Source organism: Streptosporangium sp. NBC_01469, from assembly GCF_036227305.1.
Classification (GTDB): domain Bacteria; phylum Actinomycetota; class Actinomycetes; order Streptosporangiales; family Streptosporangiaceae; genus Streptosporangium.
In genome coordinates this window covers 2,589,442-2,607,234 of the sequence record NZ_CP109465.1, presented here as the reverse complement: position 1 = coordinate 2,607,234, position 17,793 = coordinate 2,589,442, and the positions used below count along the sequence as shown (strand labels likewise).

The window sequence follows — 17,793 nt, the reverse complement described above, 5'->3', positions numbered from 1 at the left end:
CCCCCACCACCTTCCATGACTCTTCCGTGAGGTCATCTCGCCATGCGCTCGACGCAGATCCGCACCTTGTTCACTGACTACTTCACCTCCCGCGGCCACCATCGGGTGCCGTCCAGCTCGCTGATCCCCGACGATCCCACCCTGCTGCTGGCCAACGCCGGGATGAACCAGTTCAAGCCGTACTTCCTCGGCGAGACCATCCCGCCCTTCCCCCGCGCCACCAGCGTCCAAAAGTGCGCGCGGACCTCCGACATCGACAACGTCGGCCGCACCAACCGGCACGCGACGTTCTTCGAGATGATGGGCAACTTCTCCTTCGGCGACTACTTCAAGGCCGACGCGATCGCTTTCGCCTGGGAGCTGCTGACCGAGCATTTCGGGCTGGAGAAGGACAGGCTCTGGATCACCGTCTTCAAAGACGACGACGAGGCCGAAACCCTCTGGCGCCGGATCGGCGTGCCCGCCTCCCGTATCCAGCGGCTCGGGATGGAGGATAACTACTGGTCCATGGGTGTGCCCGGCCCGTGCGGCCCCTGCTCGGAAGTCAACTACGACCGCGGCCCCTCCTTCGGCAAGGAGGGAGGTCCGGCCATCGACGGTGAACGCTACGTGGAGATCTGGAATCTGGTCTTCATGCAGTTCCAGCGCGGCGAAGGCGACAAGAAGGGCAACTTCCCCATCATCGGTGAGCTGGCCGGCAGGAGCATCGACACCGGGCTCGGCCTGGACCGGCTCGCCGCGATCCTCCAGGACGTCGAAAACGTCTGCAGCACCGATCTACTGCTGCCCACCTTGGACACCGTTCAGAACCTCGCCGGCCGCCCATACCCGGGTGAGGGCGAGGAGAAGGTCTCTTTCCAGGTCGTCACCGAACACGCCCGCTCCATCGCTTTCCTCATCGCCGACGGTGTGCTGCCCGCCAAGGACGGCCGCGGCTACATCCTGCGGCGCCTGATGCGCCGCGCGATCCGCCATGCTCGTCTCCTTGGCATCAGCGGGCCGGTCCTTCCGGCCGCCACCACCAGCGTGATCGGTAACCTCGGCGGCGTCTGGCCCGAGCTGCACACCCAAACCGCTCTGATCGAGCAGGTCGTCACCGCCGAGGAGGAGTCCTTCACCCGCACCCTGGCGCAGGGCACGAGGCTGCTGAACGCCGCGATCGGCCGCGCTCGCGAAAACCGGTCGGCCGCCCTGCCGGGTGAGACCGCTTTCGAACTCGCCGACACCTACGGCTTTCCTTTGGAGCTCACCGTCGAGGCGGCTCGCGACGCCGGGCTCACCGTCGAAGAGGACCGGTTCGCCACGCTGCTGGACGAGCAGAGGAGGCGCGCGAAGGCCGGGGGCAAGGCCAAGACCGTCGAAGCCCTCAAGAAGATGGACACTTACCGTGAGCTGGCCACAGACCTGCCCCGCACCGAGTTCGTCGGCTATGACCATCTCAGGGCCGAAGCCATCGTCAAGGGCATCGTCAGCGGCGGCTCGGTGGTCACCACCGCCTCCGAGGGGGCGCAGGTCGAGCTCGCGCTGGACCGCTCACCCTTCTACGCCGAGGCTGGCGGTCAGATCGGCGACACCGGCACCCTGACCACCGGCGGCGGCACCGTCGTGCAGATCACCGACACCCGCTATGGGCTGGAAGGGTTCCGCGTCCACACCGGCCGTGTCCTGCGGGGTGAGCTGTCCACCGGAGATCAGGGGGAGGCTGCCGTCGACGGTGATCGCCGCAAGGGCCTGATGCGCTCGCATTCGGCCACCCACATCCTTCACGCGGTCGTCCGCGCGACGTTGGGCGACCATGCCCGCCAGCAGGGTTCCCTCGTCGAGCCCGATCGGCTCCGGTTCGACTTCGCGCATTTCTCCGCCCTCACCGCTGACCAGCTCGCCCAGATCGAGGCGACCGTCAACGCGCACGTCCTCGATGACCCGTACGTGCGGGCGTGGTATGCCGACCGGGTCGACGCCGAGGCCGCGGGCGCTATCGCGCTGTTCGGCGAGAAGTACGGCGACACCGTCCGAATCGTCGACATCGGTGACTTCTCCCGCGAGCTGTGCGGCGGCACCCATGTCGCCCACGGCTCCCAGGTCGGGGCTTTCCGTCTGCTCAGCGAGTCCTCCATCGGCTCCAACCTCCGTCGTGTTGAAGCCCTCACCGGCCACGACGCGCTGCGCTACCTCGACACCGAGCGGCGCCTGCTGAATGAACTGTCCGGTTTGCTTGGCACCCGCCCGGCGGAGGCCCCCGATGTCCTGCGTAAGCGCCTGGGCACCCTGGCCGCCGCCCAGAACCAGCTGTCACGGCTGCGGGCCGAGGAACTGCGGCATCAGGCTGAGCGCCTGGCCGGTCAGGCGCAGCCTGCCGGTGAGGGGCGGCTCGTCGCCCAGATCGTCACCGGCGTCACCCCGGACGAGCTGCGTGGCCTGTCCATCGAGGTCGTCCGGCGCGTCCAGCGCGGCCCGGCCGTCGTGGTCCTCGGCGCTGAGCATGAGGGCAGAGCGCTCCTCGCGGCCGCCGTGTCGTCTGACCTTGACCAGGCCGGCGCCGAAGCCAGTCAGGTCCTCGTCGAAGCGGCCCGGACCGTCGGCGGAGGTTCCGGGGGCCGCGGCCCCATCGCCAGCGCCGGAGGGCGCCGTCCCAACGCTCTTCGCCAGGCCCTCGCCCTCGCCGCCCAGGACGCCACCCGTCTGCTCGGCGAGCGTTAGCGGAGAACGGCTGGCGGCCATGGCGCTGTGGTCGCCTGCTGTGTTGATCCGCTGCGGCTGGATGTGCGGCTCCGCCCGGTCGTCACGCGGTTCGAGCAGGAGCGCAGTTATTGTGTGGATCCGCCGCATCGCCTCCCATACAGTCGCCGCAGCGCGACTTCGTCATCGGGAGCAGATCATGCGAGTGCCCTACCCCCGCACTCCTCATCTGCCCTGGTCTCCGGGGGTCGCCTCGGACGACGTACGTGCCGGCGGCCTGGCGGGGCTGGTGGGCCGGGAGGTCGTCGTCACCGAGAAGCTCGACGGGGAGAACACCACCCTGTACCAGGACGGGACGCACGCCCGTTCGCTGGATTCGGCGCACCATCCGTCCCGCGCGTGGATCAAGGCCCTGCACGGCAGGATCGCCCGGTTCATCCCTCCGGGCCGGCGGGTGTGCGGCGAGAACCTCTACGCCCGGCACTCGATCGAGTACCGGGATCTGGAGAGCTGGTTCTACGCCTTCTCCGTCTGGGACGGCGACCACTGCCTCGACTGGGACAGGACGGCACGCCTGACCCGGCGGCTGGGAGTCCCGGTCCCCCCGGTGCTGTGGCGCGGCGTTTTCGACGAGCGGGCGCTGCGGGCCCTGCGCCTGGACACGGCGCGGCAGGAGGGATACGTCGTGCGGACCGTCGACGGGTTCCACCGGGAGGAGTTCGCCCACCGCGTCGCCAAATGGGTGCGTCCGCGCCATGTCCAGACGACCGAGCACTGGATGCTCGCGCCTGTCGTCGAAAACGGCCTGGGCCCGGTCGCGGCACTGTGGGACGTACGTTCGGGAGCCGATCCGGACGTGCCGGCGCTCCTCACCGCGACGGGGGTGACGGCCGGAGCCGACCCAAAGGTATCGGCGCTCCTCACCGCGACGGGGGTGACGGCCGGCGACCTGGCGGGACACGCGCCGCCGGAGGCCGGTGCCCGCGCGGCCACCGCGACACGGGCCGTCGACGCCTACGCGACCCCCGCGACACCGGCCGCCGGTGCCCACGCCGCCACCGCGCCGCCCGGATGGAGATTTACGGCCGGTGGCCCGGCGAGGCCCGCGCCGCCGGAGGCCGCCGTCGAGCGCGCCGAGGCGGCCATGGCCGATGTCTCCGCCAGGCTCGACCTGCTGGGCCGGACGGGGGACGCCCGGCTGGAGGGCGTCATGGCCGCCCTGTTCCAGGGCACGCGCCGGGCCTGGCTGGCGCCCGCCCTGGTGGCCCCCCTCGGCATGCCCCTGGCACGGCGGGTCGCCGACCTGGTTGAGCTGCACCCCCGCCTGCACCGCGACTTCCCCGACGAGGCACGCAGAACCGGCCTGGTACGGCTGGCCGTCGCGGCCGACCTGGGGGTCCTGCACGCGGTCGCCGCAGCGGCGCTGGCCGGGCGCGCCGACGATGACGCCGCCGACGCGCGCGAGCAGGTCGCGTGGTCGGAGCTCCACGCCGATGAGGCCGGTCTGCTCGGCGAGGCACCGCTGGAGCCGCTGCGCCTGGGCCTGCGCCAGGCGCTCGGCGACTGTGAACCCGAGGTGGCGGACCGGTGCTGGGCCGAGACCCGGGAGGCCTACGCGCTGGGCCGGATCACCACGGCCGAGGGGGGTCTGGCGCTGAGCCGTCGATGGCGGTCCGGCGGGTTCCCCCGGCTCGTCGTCATGGTCGGCCCGTCGGGCAGCGGAAAGAGCACGTTCGCCGGAAACCTCACGGACACCGGCGCCGTCGTCGCGCTCGACGACCTGCGTCAGGCGCGTGGATCCCGATCCGACCAGCGGGCCAACCCGGCGATCCTCCGCGAGGGCCTGCACCGGCTCGACGCGCTCCTCGCCGCCGGTGGAACCGTCGTGTGGGACGCCACGGCCCTGAACCGGCACCAGCGCTCCCTGGTGCACACCGTGGCCCGAGGACGCGACGCGCTGACGACGCAGGCGGTCATGCTGGTCCCCGGCGACCTGCTGGCCCGACGTAACGCGAGCCGTACGCACCCGGTGCCGCCGGAGGTGCTCTCGGCCCAGCTTCGCCGCTTCTCCCCGCCCTGCGCGGGAGAGACGCACCGCACCTGGTACATCGGGCCGGAGGGGAACGTCCTCGACGTCGCCGGAGCCCTTGACGGCGATGGGGGATGAGGGATGAGCATGCGGACGAGCGAGGAGATCTTCCACCGGATCCGCTGGGATCCACGGTTCGACCCGGCGCGGTTCGTCCTGGGGATAAACGTGCGCGGGGCCTCACCCAAACGCGTGCCGCTGCCCGCGTTCGTCCCCGGAGGTGACATTCCCTGGCACCGGATCCTGTTCGTCGAGGCGGACGGTGAGACGGTCTGGGACCGGTCGGCGGGCCTGGACCTCATCGACTCGTCGCAGGCCGGGCGGGTGCGGGATCCGCGCAGGCTCCGGGCGCCGTTCTTCACGGCCAGGACGCCGTTCGCGTGGGATCCGGTCGCGGGCTGGCGTCCCGTACCGCCCGGGTCGGCCGGGTCGGCCGGGTCGGCCGGGTATGCGCCGACCGCGACACACCTGCGCGTGCTGACCTGGAACACCCTGTGGGACCGCTACGACAGCGACCGGCTGGACACCGCGCGGCGCCGTCCACTGCTGCTGGAGGAGCTGGAGCGGGCCGACGCGGACGTCATCGCGCTGCAGGAGGTCGAGGCCGAGCTGCTCGGCATGCTGCTGCGGACCCCATGGATCCGTTCCGCGTACACGCTGAGCACCGATCCCACGGGCCGGGACGTCGACGACGACGGGCTCCTCCTGCTCACCCGCCTGCCCGTGCTGGAGGCGGGCCTGCACGCCCTCGGCCCGCACAAGGCCGTCACCGCCGTCACGGTGGAGTCGTCCGCCGGACCGATCGTGGTGGCCGTCACGCATCTCACCAGCGATCACTCCGACAACGGTCCCGCCCGGCGTGGAGCCGAGCTGGCCCGGCTCGCCGAGGTGCTGCTCGGCGTGGACGGAGACGTGATCCTGCTGGGCGACCTCAACGACGGCGGGAGCGGGCCCGCCAAGGTGCTGGGCCTGCGGGACGCCTGGACCGAGATCCACGGCCCCGGCGACCTGACCGCCACCTTCGATCCGGGAGTCAATCCGCTGGCGGCCCTCTCCTCTCTCTCCGGCCGCGCGTCGCGGCTCGACCGCGTGCTGCTGCGCGGCCACGACCTGCGGGTCACGGCCGCGGCTCTGCGGGGCGACTCCCCGGCGCCCGGCGGCCTGTTCGTGTCGGACCACTACGGCGTCGCCGTGGACATCACCGCCGGCGAGAGCGGGTACGACTCCCCCGAATCCCCCGGCGTCCCCGGTTCCCCGAGGGCACACGGCTCCTCCGGGATCCGCGGTTCGGCAGGGGCGCACGGATCCTCGGGGACATTCGACTCCTCCGAGATCCGCGGTTCGGCAGCGGCACACGGCTTCTCCGGCACCCACAGCTCTTCAGGGATCTCCGGCATCCCCGGCGTCCTCGGCGCGCGGCCGACGGCGCGGACGGCCGTGGCCTGGATCCCGCCGGTGGAGTTCTGGCCGGTGATCCAGGAAATCCGCCGGGAACACGACCCCCAGAGCCACCGGTGGCCACCGCATGTCACGGTGATGTTCGGTTTCGTACCGGAGTCCGGCTTCGAGGAGGCGGCTCCCGTCCTGGCCACCGCCGTGGCCGCGATCTCCCCGTTCACCGCCCGGCTGCGAGGCGTGCGCGCCTTCTCCCATCGTGACGGCTCCACGGTCTGGCTCGACCCGGCAGCGGGCGGGCCGGAACCCTGGGCCGCGCTGCGTGCCTCGCTGGAGCGCGGTTTCCCGAACTGCCGGGGCCGCTCCGACGGCTACACCCCGCACCTGACCCTGGGGAGGGTCCGGGATCCCGAACGGTTCGCCGCCGACTGGGAGACACGGCTGGGCGACGGGACGGCGCCGGTCGGCGAGCTGGTCCTGCTGTCACGCCGGGGCGAGGAGCCCATGCGGCCCCGGGCGACCGTCGCTCTCGGAACGGGCGAGGTGCGCTGGCTCGACCACGGGACATACCCGCCCGGCGCTCTGCCGGACCCGGCGCGTACCCCGGGGGACGGCCACGACGAGGACGATTCCCGGGAGAGGGAACGTCGCGGGGAGGCTCGGGCCCGGGAGGTCGTGCAGCGACTGCGGTCCTCCCTGGCGGAGGGGGTCGTCCACGTCGCCGGGTCACGGCGTCTGGGCTGCGCCCTGGCCGACGCGGACCTGGACCTGGTGGCGGCGCTGCCCTCGGCGGCCGATCTCACAGACGTCGAGGCACGGGTGAGGGCGGCTCTGCCGGAGGCGACCGGGTTGCGGCGCGTGATCGGCGCCAGGGTGCCCGGCCTCCGGTTCCGGGTCGGGGACCTGGACGTCGATCTGGTCGTCGTGCCGGTCACAGTCGTCACGACGTCCACAGACACCACCGGGGGCCTGTCGAACACGAACACCGCCGGGGCCACAGGGAGCACGTCGATCACAAGGATCACTGAGGTCACAGGAGACACGTCGGTCACGGACACCGCCGGGGCCACAGACATCACGGCGGTCACGGACACCGCCGGGGTCACGGACATCACGGCGGTCACGGACATCGCGGGGGCCGCGAACGTCACTCCCGCCGAGGCGGTGTCGCGCCGCGTCGAGCTGGGCGAGGCTTCGGCGATCGCGCTGAGCGCGGTCAGCGACGCCGACGCGGTGCTCGCCTCGGTCGGCGAGCACCGTGCCGCCTTCGTCGGACTGGCCCGGGAGGTGAAGGCGTGGGCGAGGGCGCGCGGGCTCGACTCGGCTCCGTTCGGAGGGCTGCCGGGTCTGGCCTGGACCGTCCTCGCGGCGCGTACGGTGCGCGAAGCCGGAGATCTCCCCTCGGACGACCTGCTCCGTCACTTCTTCGGCACGTGGGCCGCGTGGGACTGGCACCGGCCGATCAGCCTCCGGCCGGAGGCTCTCAAAGGTGCACCAACCGGCCTGAACAGCCCGGCGACCAATCCAGGCGAACCACCGATCGGGGCGGACGGACCGCCGGAGGGGTCGGAGGGATCGGATGGGCCGGCGAGGTCGGACGGACCGGCAAGGTCAGACAGACCGGATAGACCGGACGGATCGGGCAGATTCTCGGACGGGTCAGCAGACGGAAGCTTCGGCGCGGCTGTGTCGATCATGACCCCCACGGCCCCCGTCCGCCTGTGCAGCGAGCAGGTCGGCACCGGTGGACGAGATCTCCTGACCCTGGAGTTCTACAACGCGTGGGAGATCGTGGAGGCGGCGTCGGAGGTCGGCCGGGACCCCCGGCCCGAGTTGCTGTCGGCACCGCCGTCGCACCGGCGGCACGCCGCGTGGGCGGTGGTGACCGTGAAGGTGGGGAAAGCCGAGAGGTTCGACGTGACGCTGGGCCGCGTGCGGGGCCGGATGCGCGCGCTGCTCACCTCCCTGGAACGCGCGGGGGTGCGGGACGCGCACGCCTGGCCCCGGCCCTTCGAGACCGGCCCGGGAATCGCCCGGTACGCCGTGGGCCTCGGCCGCACGCCGCCGGACGCGGCCGGGCTCACCGAGATCACCGCTCCGTGGGCGGCGGGCCTGCGCGGAGTCGGCGTCGAGTGGACGGAGGGCGGCGAGGTGCCGACACTTCGCTGATCACACCCCGGCCCGGGTGGCCCGGCCGAGAGTGGGCCCCCGTCCTCGCGCGTCGACGCCGGAAACCACCGAGGCGGTCGCGTCCAGCGGGTGCTCGGCGCCCCTACCGGTACGCGCCGAGCGTCGCGGCCCTCGGGACGATCGTCAGTCGCGGCAGTTTCGGCAGCGGCCAAAGACCGTCAGATGGTGCACGTCGGTGAGGAACCCGAGTTTCTGATCGAGGTTGCCCACGAAGCTCTCCACCAGGTCGGGACTGACCTCGCTGATCTCCCCGCAGCCACGGCAGACCAGGTGCACATGATCGGCCTCGGCCGTCAGGTGATAGGTGGGGGCGCCGTGCCCGAGGTGGGAGTGGGTGACCATGCCGAGCTCCTCAAGGAGCTCAAGGGTCCGGTAGACGGTCGATATGTTCACCCCGCGCGCGGTCTCCCGCACCCGGGTGCAGATCTCTTCCGGGGTGGCGTGCTCGCAGGCCTTGACCGCCTCAAGCACCAGCTGGCGTTGCGGAGTGACCCGGTAACCGCGCGCCCGTAGTTCCTCATGCCACGACGTCTCGGTCATACCAAGAGTCTATGAGCACCGGGACTCTCCTCGTCGTTCTCCAGCCCGAGACGCCGAAGAACAACGGGCCGGTGCTCGAAGCAGAGCCCTACCCCCGAAACACGAGAAGCCCGGCCCATCATGGCGGCCCGCACCGGCGCAAAGCGCTTCGGCGCGGACGAAGGGGAGCGGGACGGCTCGCTCGGAGTCACCGGGCTCGGGGTGGGCGAACGGGAGGCGGCTCGACACTCCGGAGGATCTGGATCACTTCGAGTTAGGCCCGTCGAGGTCGATGTCCACCCGGCGGAGCCCCAGCGGCCCCCGCCTGGGTTCCATTGACGATCTTCACTGTGCCCCACGGCCCAATCGATCGATCGGTTGTCTCCACGGGATCCAGGCGTGATCAAGGCGGTCGAATCCCCGAATCCATTTCGCCGGGAAGCCTGAAACCTCCTGTACACGGAAGTTCACACCTCATTGAGAAGCCGATGTTCGCTTGACCCGATCCCGCTGGACTGGCTATCGTCTCTCAATCGATCGATTGGGAACGCCTTTGAAGCATACGGAGATCCAGCAGGCGGCGGTCCGGCTGTTCGCTCGGAAGGGGTACGCCGCGACCGGCATCCGCGAGCTCGGACGTGCCGCGGGCATCAACTCCGCGACCTTGTACCACTACGCGGGAGGGAAGGAGGAGATCCTCTCCGGCATCATGCGCTCGTGCCTTGACGAGCTGCTGCGCTCCGCGATCGACGCGGTCGGCGCGTCGGCCGATCCGGGCATTCAGCTGGCACGCCTGGTAAGGGCGCACGTGGGACTGTCCGCGCTCAATCCGTTGACAGCCAGGGTGACCGACCAGGAGATGCGCGCCTTGACGTCGGAGGACCGCGAAGCACTCGTCGGCATGCGTGACGACTATGAATCGATCTTCGCCAAGGTCATCGAACGCGGCGCACGCACGGGCGCCTTCCAGCTCACCGATCTACGCCTCGCCCGGCTGGCGCTTCTGGAGATGTGCAACGGAGTCGCCAACTGGTACCGGCCGGACGGGCGACTCGATGTCGCCGACGTTCAGGACCGGTTCGTCGAGTTCGCCTGCCGTCTCGTCGGGGTGCCGCCGGTGAGTCGCGAGGAGTCCGGAGATCTGCCGGTTCCAACTCGGCTGGCCAGCGAGCCTGCCGCTGACCACATGCTCACAGCAGGCATGGAGGCCGCAGGATGAACATCATCGACGCCCGGGTACGGCTCCCCCAGGAGCTCCGGCCCAGTCCCACCTATGCCGCTCCCAGCCTGCAGACCGAGCAGTACGACAAGGTTCTGCAGCTGACCGACAAGATGAACACCGGCCGCCTGGCCGACCTGCTCCAGGTCATGGACGCCGAAGGCATCGGCCGGGCGGTCATGCACGCCGAGTCCGAGGGGGGCGAATCGGCCGACGCGCTCAACGAGGCACTGTGCCAGGTCCTGGCCAGGCATCCCGACCGGTTCACGGGCATCGGATGTGTCGACATCGCCGGTGCCCGGCCGACCCGTATCGCCCGGCAGACGGCCTCGATCGCCGGCCTCGGTCTGCTCGGGATCACGTTCCAGCCCGCGTTCTTCGGGCTCGACATCGACGATCGCGGCCTCTACCCGATGTACTCACGTGCCGAGGAGCTCGGCCTGATCGTCGCCGTGCACACGGGCATCACCTACAGCCGCATGCACCCTCTGCGCCACGAACGGCCGGAGCTGCTGGACCAGGTGGCCTGCGACTTCCCCGACCTGACGCTGATCGCCTGCCACGCCGGTTGGCCCTGGGTGACCGAGTACTGCGCGGTGGCGCGCCGTCACCCGACGGTCTATCTGGAGTTCGGCGCTCTGGCGCCGAAGTATGTCGCCAAGGCCGGGACCGGCTGGGACCCGCTGTTCGGCATGATGCCCAACGTTCTGCGTGATCAGGTGCTCTACGGCAGCGACTGGCCCATGATGTCCCCCACTCGTGCCGTCGCGGAATGGCGAGCCTCGGGATTGCCGGACGCGGCGCTCCAGGCCCTCCTGCATGACAACGCCGCCCGGCTCTTCGGACTCGGAAGCCCATCGCGGTGACGCACGGGTCGGCCGAGAACGGCGACGGAGTCACGGTCACCGCCATGCTCACCCGGGCGGTGGCCGACACCCCCGACGCTGTTTTTCTGCGTACGCATGAAGGGGACCTGACCTACCGCGAGGTCGAGCGGCGGTCGGCCGGGCTCGCGGCGGCCTTCTCCCAGGCTGGAATAGGTGCGGGCAGTTGTGTCGCGCTGCTGATGCACAACAGCCTCGATCAGGTTCTTGTCTGGTTCGCCCTGATGCGCCTGGGCGCCGTCCACGCTCCCCTCAACACCGCCCTGCTCGGGGATCGCCTCGTCCACGCCCTGCGGGTGGCACGGGCCTCGGTGCTGATCGCCGATGCCGAGCTGCTGACGGTCCTCACGCCCGTGCTCGGCCGGCTTCCCGAGCTGGATCGGGTCATCGTGAACGGCGTTCCGGGTGACAGGCGGTTCGAGGACCTGGCCGACTATCGACGCGGCACCGACCTGGCTCCCGTCGCCGAGGTGGACGAGCTGGCCGCGGCGACCATGCTGTTCACCTCCGGCACGACCGGTCCGTCCAAGGCGTGCGTCCTCTCCCACCGATACCTGGCCCGGCAGGGGCAGTTGCACGCCAAATACATGGGGCTGCGGGCCGACGACGTCCTGTACTGTCCTTTCCCGCTGTTTCACATCGACGCGGCCACTCTGACCGTCGTGGCGGCTCTGGCGTGCCGCGGTACGGCCGCGCTGGGCCGCCGCTTCAGCGCCTCACGGTTCTGGGAGGAGGTCCGTGCCTTCGACGCGTCCGTCTTCAACTTCATGGGCGCGACGCTGACGATCCTGTGGAAACAGCCGCCCGGTGCCAGGGACCGCGATCACCGCGTCCGGCTGGCGTGGGGGGTGCCCATGCCCGAGTGGCAACGCGGCTGGGAGGAGCGTTTCGGCATCCCGCTCAGACAGGTCTACGGCCTGACCGATGGCGGCATACCTGTCTATGACCCCGTCGACGGCCCGCGGAAGCCGGGGGCGTGCGGCCTGGTGATCCCGGAGTTCGACGTTCGGATCGTGAACGACCGTGGAGGGCCGTTGCCCAGCGGAAGCGTGGGGGAAATCGTCATACGCGGTCGCGAGCCGGGGTTGGTGATGAACGGCTACCACGCGATGCCCGAGGCCACGGCGCGGGTCTTCCAGAACGGTTGGCTGCACACCGGCGACCTCGGCACGCTGGACGACGACGGATACCTGACCTTCGAGGGCCGGCTCAGCGACTCCATCCGCCGGCGGGGCGAGAACATCTCCGCCTACGAGGTAGAACAATTGCTGCTCAGGCATCCGGCGGTGCTGGAGGCTGCCGCCGTCGGCGTACCCAGCGAGCTCACGGAGGAGGACGTCAAGGTCACCGTCGTTCTCAAGCCCGGCACGCGGCTGACGCCTGAGGAGCTGCACGCGTTCTGCCGTGCGACGGCGCCGGGTTTCATGGTGCCCCGCTACATCGAGTTGGTGCCGGTGCTCCCGAAGACACCAACGCAGAAGATCGAGAAATTCCGCCTGCGGCAGGACGGGATCACATCGACCACATGGGACGGTGAGGCGCGACAACGCTGACACCCGGATCGGACTTCCCCGCTCCGGCTCCATAAGGTCACGCGCCCGCGCAGTTTTCTCATGGTCCGCAACCGTTGGGGCAGATCGGCGAAAGCGAACGCTACTGGTCCTGATTCGCTTCCAGGTAGGCAGCGACGACAGGCGCGCTGCGGTGCGGGGCGAGTCGTTCAGCGAATTCATCCAGTCGCTGGTCCAGTCGCTGGGACTTGATTCCTGCGGCGGCCTGCTGAACCGGCCTGGCGATCTCGACGGCCCCGTCCAGGTCGCCGCGCTCTGCCAGCACGGTGGCGTGCAACACAGTGTGCAGAGCGCGAGTGCGGGCATTCGCCGCTGGGAGGTCCATCGCGTCGGCTGCGTGACGCGCGGCTGTCTTGGCATCGCCGAGGTCCCGTAAAGCGTGCATCACCGAGCCGGAGTAGTGCGCGGGGGTGAACACCCCGAGCCAGTCCGGATCGTGAGCCGGATCGGATCGGGCCATTGCACGCTCCGCGATCTGGAGCACGCGACGGGTCTCGTGCGCGTCGCCGATCAGCGCATGGGCGCGGGCTTCGGTGGTGGTGATCCGGGCGGTCAGCGTTGGTGTGATGGCCCGGCCGCCCGCGTTGCGGGCCGAGCGCGCGAGCCGTACGGCGGTGCGGGTCTGCCCGACGAACAGAGCCTGCGTGGCGAGATTGCCCAGTACGTAGGCGCCGTAGGCCGAATCTCCGGCATGCTTGGCCAGGCCCGCCGCCTGGGTGTAGAAGCGCTGGGCGAGTCCCTGATGGCCGACGTCCATCGCCATCCAGCCCGCCATGTCCGTGAGGGTGGCCGCCGCGACGAACAGGTCACCACCGACCGAGTCGCTGTAGCGGCCCTGCAGCAGCGGAGCGACCTCGGTGTGGAGATACCCCTCAAGCCATGACAGTGCGTACCCGCCGCCGTGGACGTGATCCAGATGGCGGAACTCATCTCGGGCTTGCTGGAGGCGTTCGACGTCCGCGTCGGTGACGGCAGATGTCCCGGTTTCCCGTCCTGTGAACGCTTCTGCCGGAGTATCACGCCAGTCAAGGGCGGCCTCGACAGCCAGCGCGGTGACGAAGGCGCTGCTTTGCAGGAATCGGCGGCGTTCCACGCTGGCTCTCCATAACTCGGTGACCGTCTCTACGCTAACGGCCGGGCTTGCTCTCTACCCCGACATGAGCCCCTCGCTGCCGAGCACGCAGACTTCCTTCACCTGATTCAGCAGGGCGTCCCAGGTGACTTGGCCACCCTCGATGACGGCTTCCGCGCAGTCGCCCTTGCCGACAGCCTCCTGCTGGTGGGATACCACCGGCGCTCCTCCCGGCGACACCCAGATCATCGATATAGCCCTGGCACGGTACACCCACCACCGGCCACTCCCAGATGACTGACTGACTCACCGCAGCAGGACGTACTGCGAGGGCGGTCGCACGGTCAGGTAACGGGTGCGACGGCTCGACGTAGGGCGCCGCACGCGGCACCCAAAGCCACTCGTCAGAGAACGATCTCAAACGATGACCACGGGGATCGGGGAGGATCGGAACGGTTTTGGGCAGTAGGCACGACCATGCGGGACTACCGCTGGGTCAGTGCCCGATGCCACAGGTGGATGACGGCCTGGACACGGTCGGTGGTGCCGCCTTCCGCCGGAGGGTCGAGCAGGGCGCCGTGAAGGTGGGCCTCGATGCCTTGGACGGCCAGCAGCGCGGTCGTCTCCGGGTCGGGACCGCCGGCGTCGAGCCGGCACAACTCGCGGGCCAGGGCGTGGGCGATCCGCTGTTCGGCGTGACGGAAGCGGGCGACCAGGTCGGGGGTGCGAGGTGCCAGGTCGAACAGCAGCCGGTGCAGGCCAGGCCGATCGGTGTGCAGGGCTGCCACGCACCGCACCAGGTCGGTCAGCAGCCGGTACAGCGTCGGGTGGTCGTCGGCGGCGCGGGTGAAGACCAGGTCGACCTGCTCGGCGGCCTGGCTCAGGTGCTGCTCGGCCAGCGCGACCAGCAACGCGTCCTTGTTGGGGAAGTACTGATAGAGCGAGCCGATGGACACCCCTGCCCGTTCGGCGATCTTGTTGGTGGTGGTGTCGGCGTAGCCATGCCGCTGGAAAAGCTGAGCAGCCGCTTGCAGGATCGCCTCCACGGTCTCGCGTGAGCGCTGCTGACGGGGGTGTTTACGGGGTGTGAGCACGGGCCTCCAATGCGAGTACCAAAAACTGAGAATAACTCGCATTATGGAGTGGCAGGCGCCACTTCGCGCCCCCTCCCCTTCTCCTCCTTTTCTCCTCCTTGAACGGAGACCTCTTCGTGCTGGTCGACCTGCTGACCTACGCCGGCCGGGTCCTGCCCGGCCTCCTGCTGATCGGCGCCTGTTTCGCCCTGGCACGCGGCGGGGGCGACCCCCTGCTGAGGATCATGGTGCTCGTCTTCGGGTTCGTGCTGATCCGCGACGCGATGACGCCCCTGGGGTTCTGGCGCTTCGGGGCCGCCGGCATGGTGCCGTGGCTGCGCTTCACCGACCATGCGGGGATCCTGCTGGTGTTCGGCGTGAGCACGGTAGCGCTGACCGCGCTCGTGCTGCGCCTGGATCACGGCCTTCGTGCGCTGGTGCGCTGGGGTCACTTTGGAATCGCCGCAGTAGGGCTCGGCATCGGCGGCGGCGTGCTGGCCGCCGCCCCGGTGCTGCTGCTGTCGCGGTTCACGCCACTGCCCGAGCGCGGTGGAGCGGTCGCCCTCGGCCTGCTGCCGGTACTGCTGTTCTTCTGTCTGGCCGGCAACCTGGCCGAAGAGGTGCTGTTTCGCGGTTTCCTGCAGGGCCGCCTGGAAGAGCACGACAGCCCCCAACGGGCGGCCCTGTTGTCAGCGGTGCTGTTTTCCGCCTGTCATGTTTTCCTGGCCTCCACGGTGACCGGTGTCGGCTGGCCACTACTGGTCTTCACCCTGTTCGAGGGATTGATCTGCGCCTTCCTGAGACTGCGCCACGGGGTCATCGCCGCAGCCCTTGCCCACGGGACCGCGATCTTCCTGCTGGCCGGCGGGCTGGCTTGATTCTCCAGCGGGACTCCTGCCGGGCCTGGTCTCCGCCCACACCTCGGGCGGAGACCACCCCGTTCGTCCAGCGGCAGGTGTCCCCGTGCCTGCCGCTGGATGTCCGGTCCCTGCCCGCTCCGGTACGGCGCACTGACCGTCCACTGCCGCCCGGCAGAGCACCGGCCAATGAGCCGAACGGTTACGAGATCGCCAGCTGGGTGACCGACGGTCCGGGCAGCGTCACCGTCACGGTGCCCTGCGAGACGGGCAGCGTGCCCAGCGAGGCGGGCAACTCATAGCTCGCCGTGTTCCCGCTCTTCTGGATGGCGGCGGCCTTCGTCACTCCGGTGCCGACGCCGACGACGGCGGCGGCGGGCGTCGAGCCCTTGTTCACCAGGACGACGACCTTGGGGTTGGCCGAGGCGTACACCTCGACGTCGGGAAGGGTGGTCTGGGCGCGGACCAGGGAGCTTCCGAAGCGGGCCAGCGCGGTGTCCTGCTGCCCGGTGAAGAAGCCCACTCCCTGGTAGATCGGCATGCGCTCGTTGAGCCCGGCCCCGTTGCGGGCGTAGAGGGGGCGCTCGTCGTTCGGCTGGTCGTACAGCAGGCCGAGCGCGCCGTTCTTGTCACCGTAGAGGAAGCCCTGGGCGCCGGCCTTCAGCAGGTGGCCCCAGACGCTGGCCGACCACCAGATCGCGGCGTTGCGGTACTGGAAGGGCTCGGTGCCGATGTTGCCGCAGTGGGCGAGCTCGGGGGGATCGTTGTCGACGCTCCAGGAAGAGTTGATCTCTCCCACCTGGACGTCGATCTTGTCCGCGCGCGCGGGCACCTCCTCCTTGATGATCGAACGGACCTGGTTGACGTCACTCCCCCACTGGGTGGTCTCGGCGAGCAGCTGGCTGTCGCAGACGAGCTTGCCGCCGGGCTTACCGACCTCGCGGCCCTCGCCGTACTTGTGGAAGTCGACGAAGTCGGTACGACTGCCGCTGGTCTTGAGGAAGGTCCGGATGGAATCCATGTTGGGCGACGCGGCCGCCGGTCCGCCGATCTTGATGGTCGGGTCGACGGCCTTCATCGCGTCGTAGGCGGCGTTGAACTTGACGGAGTACGCCGCGAAGTCGGCGGGCTCGTTGCCGATGATCCATCGGGCGACCCGGTTCTGCGTGGAACCGGTGTTGAAGTGCCTGACGATGTTGGCGGCGTCGACGGCGCTCTCCGGAACGATCACCATGGGTTCGGCACCGCGTGCCTTGATGGCCGAAACCCACTGGTCACCCGTAACAGTGGTGTCGGCACCCGCCCCGTTGGCCACGATCGCGCTGGTCGGGTCTCCGGGGGTGGCGTACTGCAGTCCCATCCGCATCATGCCGAACCGGCCCTGGACCATGGCCTGCTCGCGGGGGTCGTTGGTGATGTAGTGCCCGTAACCGTATCCGGTGATATCCAGGCCGAACGCGTGTGGCGACACGGGACGTTCGACGGTGGCGAAGTCGACGGTGACGTTCGCGGCTGCCGCCCCTGCGGGAGGGCTGGACAGCCCGGCGACGACGGCCATGGAAGCCGTCACCGCCGTCAGACGGTGGATTCTTCTGCGACTCAACGCGTGATCCTTCATCTTCGGTACTTCCAGTGGAAGCCATCGCACGATTCAGCCCCATTCGGGGTGAATGTGCCGTGGCGGACGCCATGCTACTGATCTTCAAGTCCGCATGTCTCTAGGATCCCGCCTGCAACAACCTCACCTTTTGTCCCGGTTTGTTGTGAAAGCGTCGGCACCATTCCGGCCGGCGGGGCCCGGTCAGGGCGCGCTCGCGGCAAGCATCTCGGTGAGATCGGCAATGCGCGCGGAAGCCCGGCCGTCGCCGAACGGGGTGACACCCATCGACGCCTTACCCAACTGAGCCATCGACCGGACGAATGCGGGAAGCTGCTCGGGTTATCGGCGTCACCGAGGACTCGCCCTGGCTCTTCCCCGGCGGGTTCGCCGGACTGCACCTCAGCGACTTTCAGCTGGGAACCCGGCTGAAGCGGCTGGGCATCTGCTCCCGCCCCAATCGGACATCGGCTCTCCTCAGCCTCTCCACCGCATTGCCGCCCATGGTCCTCACGGAGCTCCTGGGAATCAGCCCAGAGACCGTCACCGCCTGGACGCAGACGGGCGGCAAGTGGGTTCGCTACGCGGCAGAACTCCCCGATCGGCATCACCCCAAAACCTGAGAAGGACTGTCGTGATGCGTGGCTC

At 69.7% G+C, this 17,793-nt stretch carries 13 protein-coding genes; 8 read left to right on the top strand and 5 right to left on the bottom strand.

The genetic code is table 11. From position 1 onward, the window contains the following. The first annotated feature begins 42 nt into the window (after positions 1 to 42). The 3 genes from alaS to OG587_RS11905 all read left to right on the top strand — a co-directional run bounded on the left by alaS (position 43) and on the right by OG587_RS11905 (position 8,332). Positions 43 to 2,700, top strand: a complete 2,658-nt coding sequence (gene alaS, locus OG587_RS11915) for an alanine--tRNA ligase (RefSeq protein WP_329089673.1) — start codon at positions 43 to 45, stop codon at positions 2,698 to 2,700. Positions 2,701 to 2,878: 178 nt separating this feature from the next. Next, positions 2,879 to 4,846, top strand: a complete 1,968-nt coding sequence (locus OG587_RS11910; protein WP_329089671.1) for an RNA ligase family protein — start codon at positions 2,879 to 2,881, stop codon at positions 4,844 to 4,846. A 3-nt stretch (positions 4,847 to 4,849) separates the two neighbouring features. Beyond that, positions 4,850 to 8,332, top strand: a complete 3,483-nt coding sequence (locus tag OG587_RS11905) for a poly(A) polymerase (RefSeq protein ID WP_329089669.1) — start codon at positions 4,850 to 4,852, stop codon at positions 8,330 to 8,332. 144 nt (positions 8,333 to 8,476) lie between these two features. Here OG587_RS11905 and OG587_RS11900 read toward each other — a convergent pair whose 3' ends face one another. Further along, positions 8,477 to 8,893, bottom strand: coding sequence for a Fur family transcriptional regulator (locus OG587_RS11900; RefSeq protein WP_329089666.1), 417 nt, complete (start codon positions 8,891 to 8,893; stop codon positions 8,477 to 8,479). 532 nt (positions 8,894 to 9,425) lie between these two features. Here OG587_RS11900 and OG587_RS11895 point away from each other — a divergent pair. From OG587_RS11895 to OG587_RS11885, 3 genes are read left to right on the top strand one after another with little or no spacing between them, the layout of a single operon-like run. After that, a complete protein-coding gene (locus OG587_RS11895) occupies positions 9,426 to 10,091 on the top strand; it encodes a TetR/AcrR family transcriptional regulator (protein WP_329089664.1) in 666 nt (221 codons plus the stop codon). After that, complete coding sequence (locus OG587_RS11890; RefSeq protein WP_329089662.1) at positions 10,088 to 10,957, top strand: amidohydrolase family protein; 870 nt, start codon at positions 10,088 to 10,090, stop codon at positions 10,955 to 10,957. Before OG587_RS11895 ends, OG587_RS11890 begins: the two co-directional genes overlap by 4 nt. Next, positions 10,954 to 12,528 (top strand): AMP-binding protein, encoded by a 1,575-nt coding sequence (locus tag OG587_RS11885; protein ID WP_329089660.1) that lies wholly within the window; start codon positions 10,954 to 10,956, stop codon positions 12,526 to 12,528. Before OG587_RS11890 ends, OG587_RS11885 begins: the two co-directional genes overlap by 4 nt. 100 nt (positions 12,529 to 12,628) lie before the next feature. Here the strand turns inward: OG587_RS11885 and OG587_RS11880 are convergent, their stop codons facing one another. The 3 genes from OG587_RS11880 to OG587_RS11870 all read right to left on the bottom strand — a co-directional run bounded on the left by OG587_RS11880 (position 12,629) and on the right by OG587_RS11870 (position 14,712). Next, positions 12,629 to 13,639, bottom strand: a complete 1,011-nt coding sequence (locus OG587_RS11880; RefSeq protein WP_329089658.1) for a hypothetical protein — start codon at positions 13,637 to 13,639, stop codon at positions 12,629 to 12,631. A gap of 54 nt (positions 13,640 to 13,693) precedes the next feature. Beyond that, positions 13,694 to 13,837, bottom strand: a complete 144-nt coding sequence (locus OG587_RS11875; protein WP_329089657.1) for a hypothetical protein — start codon at positions 13,835 to 13,837, stop codon at positions 13,694 to 13,696. Between the two features lie 266 nt (positions 13,838 to 14,103). After that, entirely contained in the window at positions 14,104 to 14,712 is a 609-nt protein-coding gene (locus OG587_RS11870) for a TetR/AcrR family transcriptional regulator (RefSeq protein ID WP_329089654.1), read from the bottom strand. 98 nt (positions 14,713 to 14,810) lie between these two features. Between OG587_RS11870 and OG587_RS11865 the strand changes: the two genes are divergently transcribed. Further along, positions 14,811 to 15,569 carry a CPBP family intramembrane glutamic endopeptidase gene (locus OG587_RS11865; protein ID WP_329089652.1) on the top strand — a complete coding sequence of 253 codons (759 nt, stop codon included), beginning with the start codon at positions 14,811 to 14,813 and terminating at the stop codon, positions 15,567 to 15,569. Positions 15,570 to 15,750: 181 nt separating this feature from the next. Here OG587_RS11865 and OG587_RS11860 read toward each other — a convergent pair whose 3' ends face one another. Further along, positions 15,751 to 17,151, bottom strand: coding sequence for a GH39 family glycosyl hydrolase (locus OG587_RS11860; RefSeq protein WP_329089650.1), 1,401 nt, complete (start codon positions 17,149 to 17,151; stop codon positions 15,751 to 15,753). A gap of 317 nt (positions 17,152 to 17,468) precedes the next feature. On the opposite strand from OG587_RS11860, the gene OG587_RS11855 reads away from it, so the two are divergent. Next, positions 17,469 to 17,768, top strand: a complete 300-nt coding sequence (locus OG587_RS11855; RefSeq protein WP_329089648.1) for a hypothetical protein — start codon at positions 17,469 to 17,471, stop codon at positions 17,766 to 17,768. Positions 17,769 to 17,793: the final 25 nt, after the last annotated feature.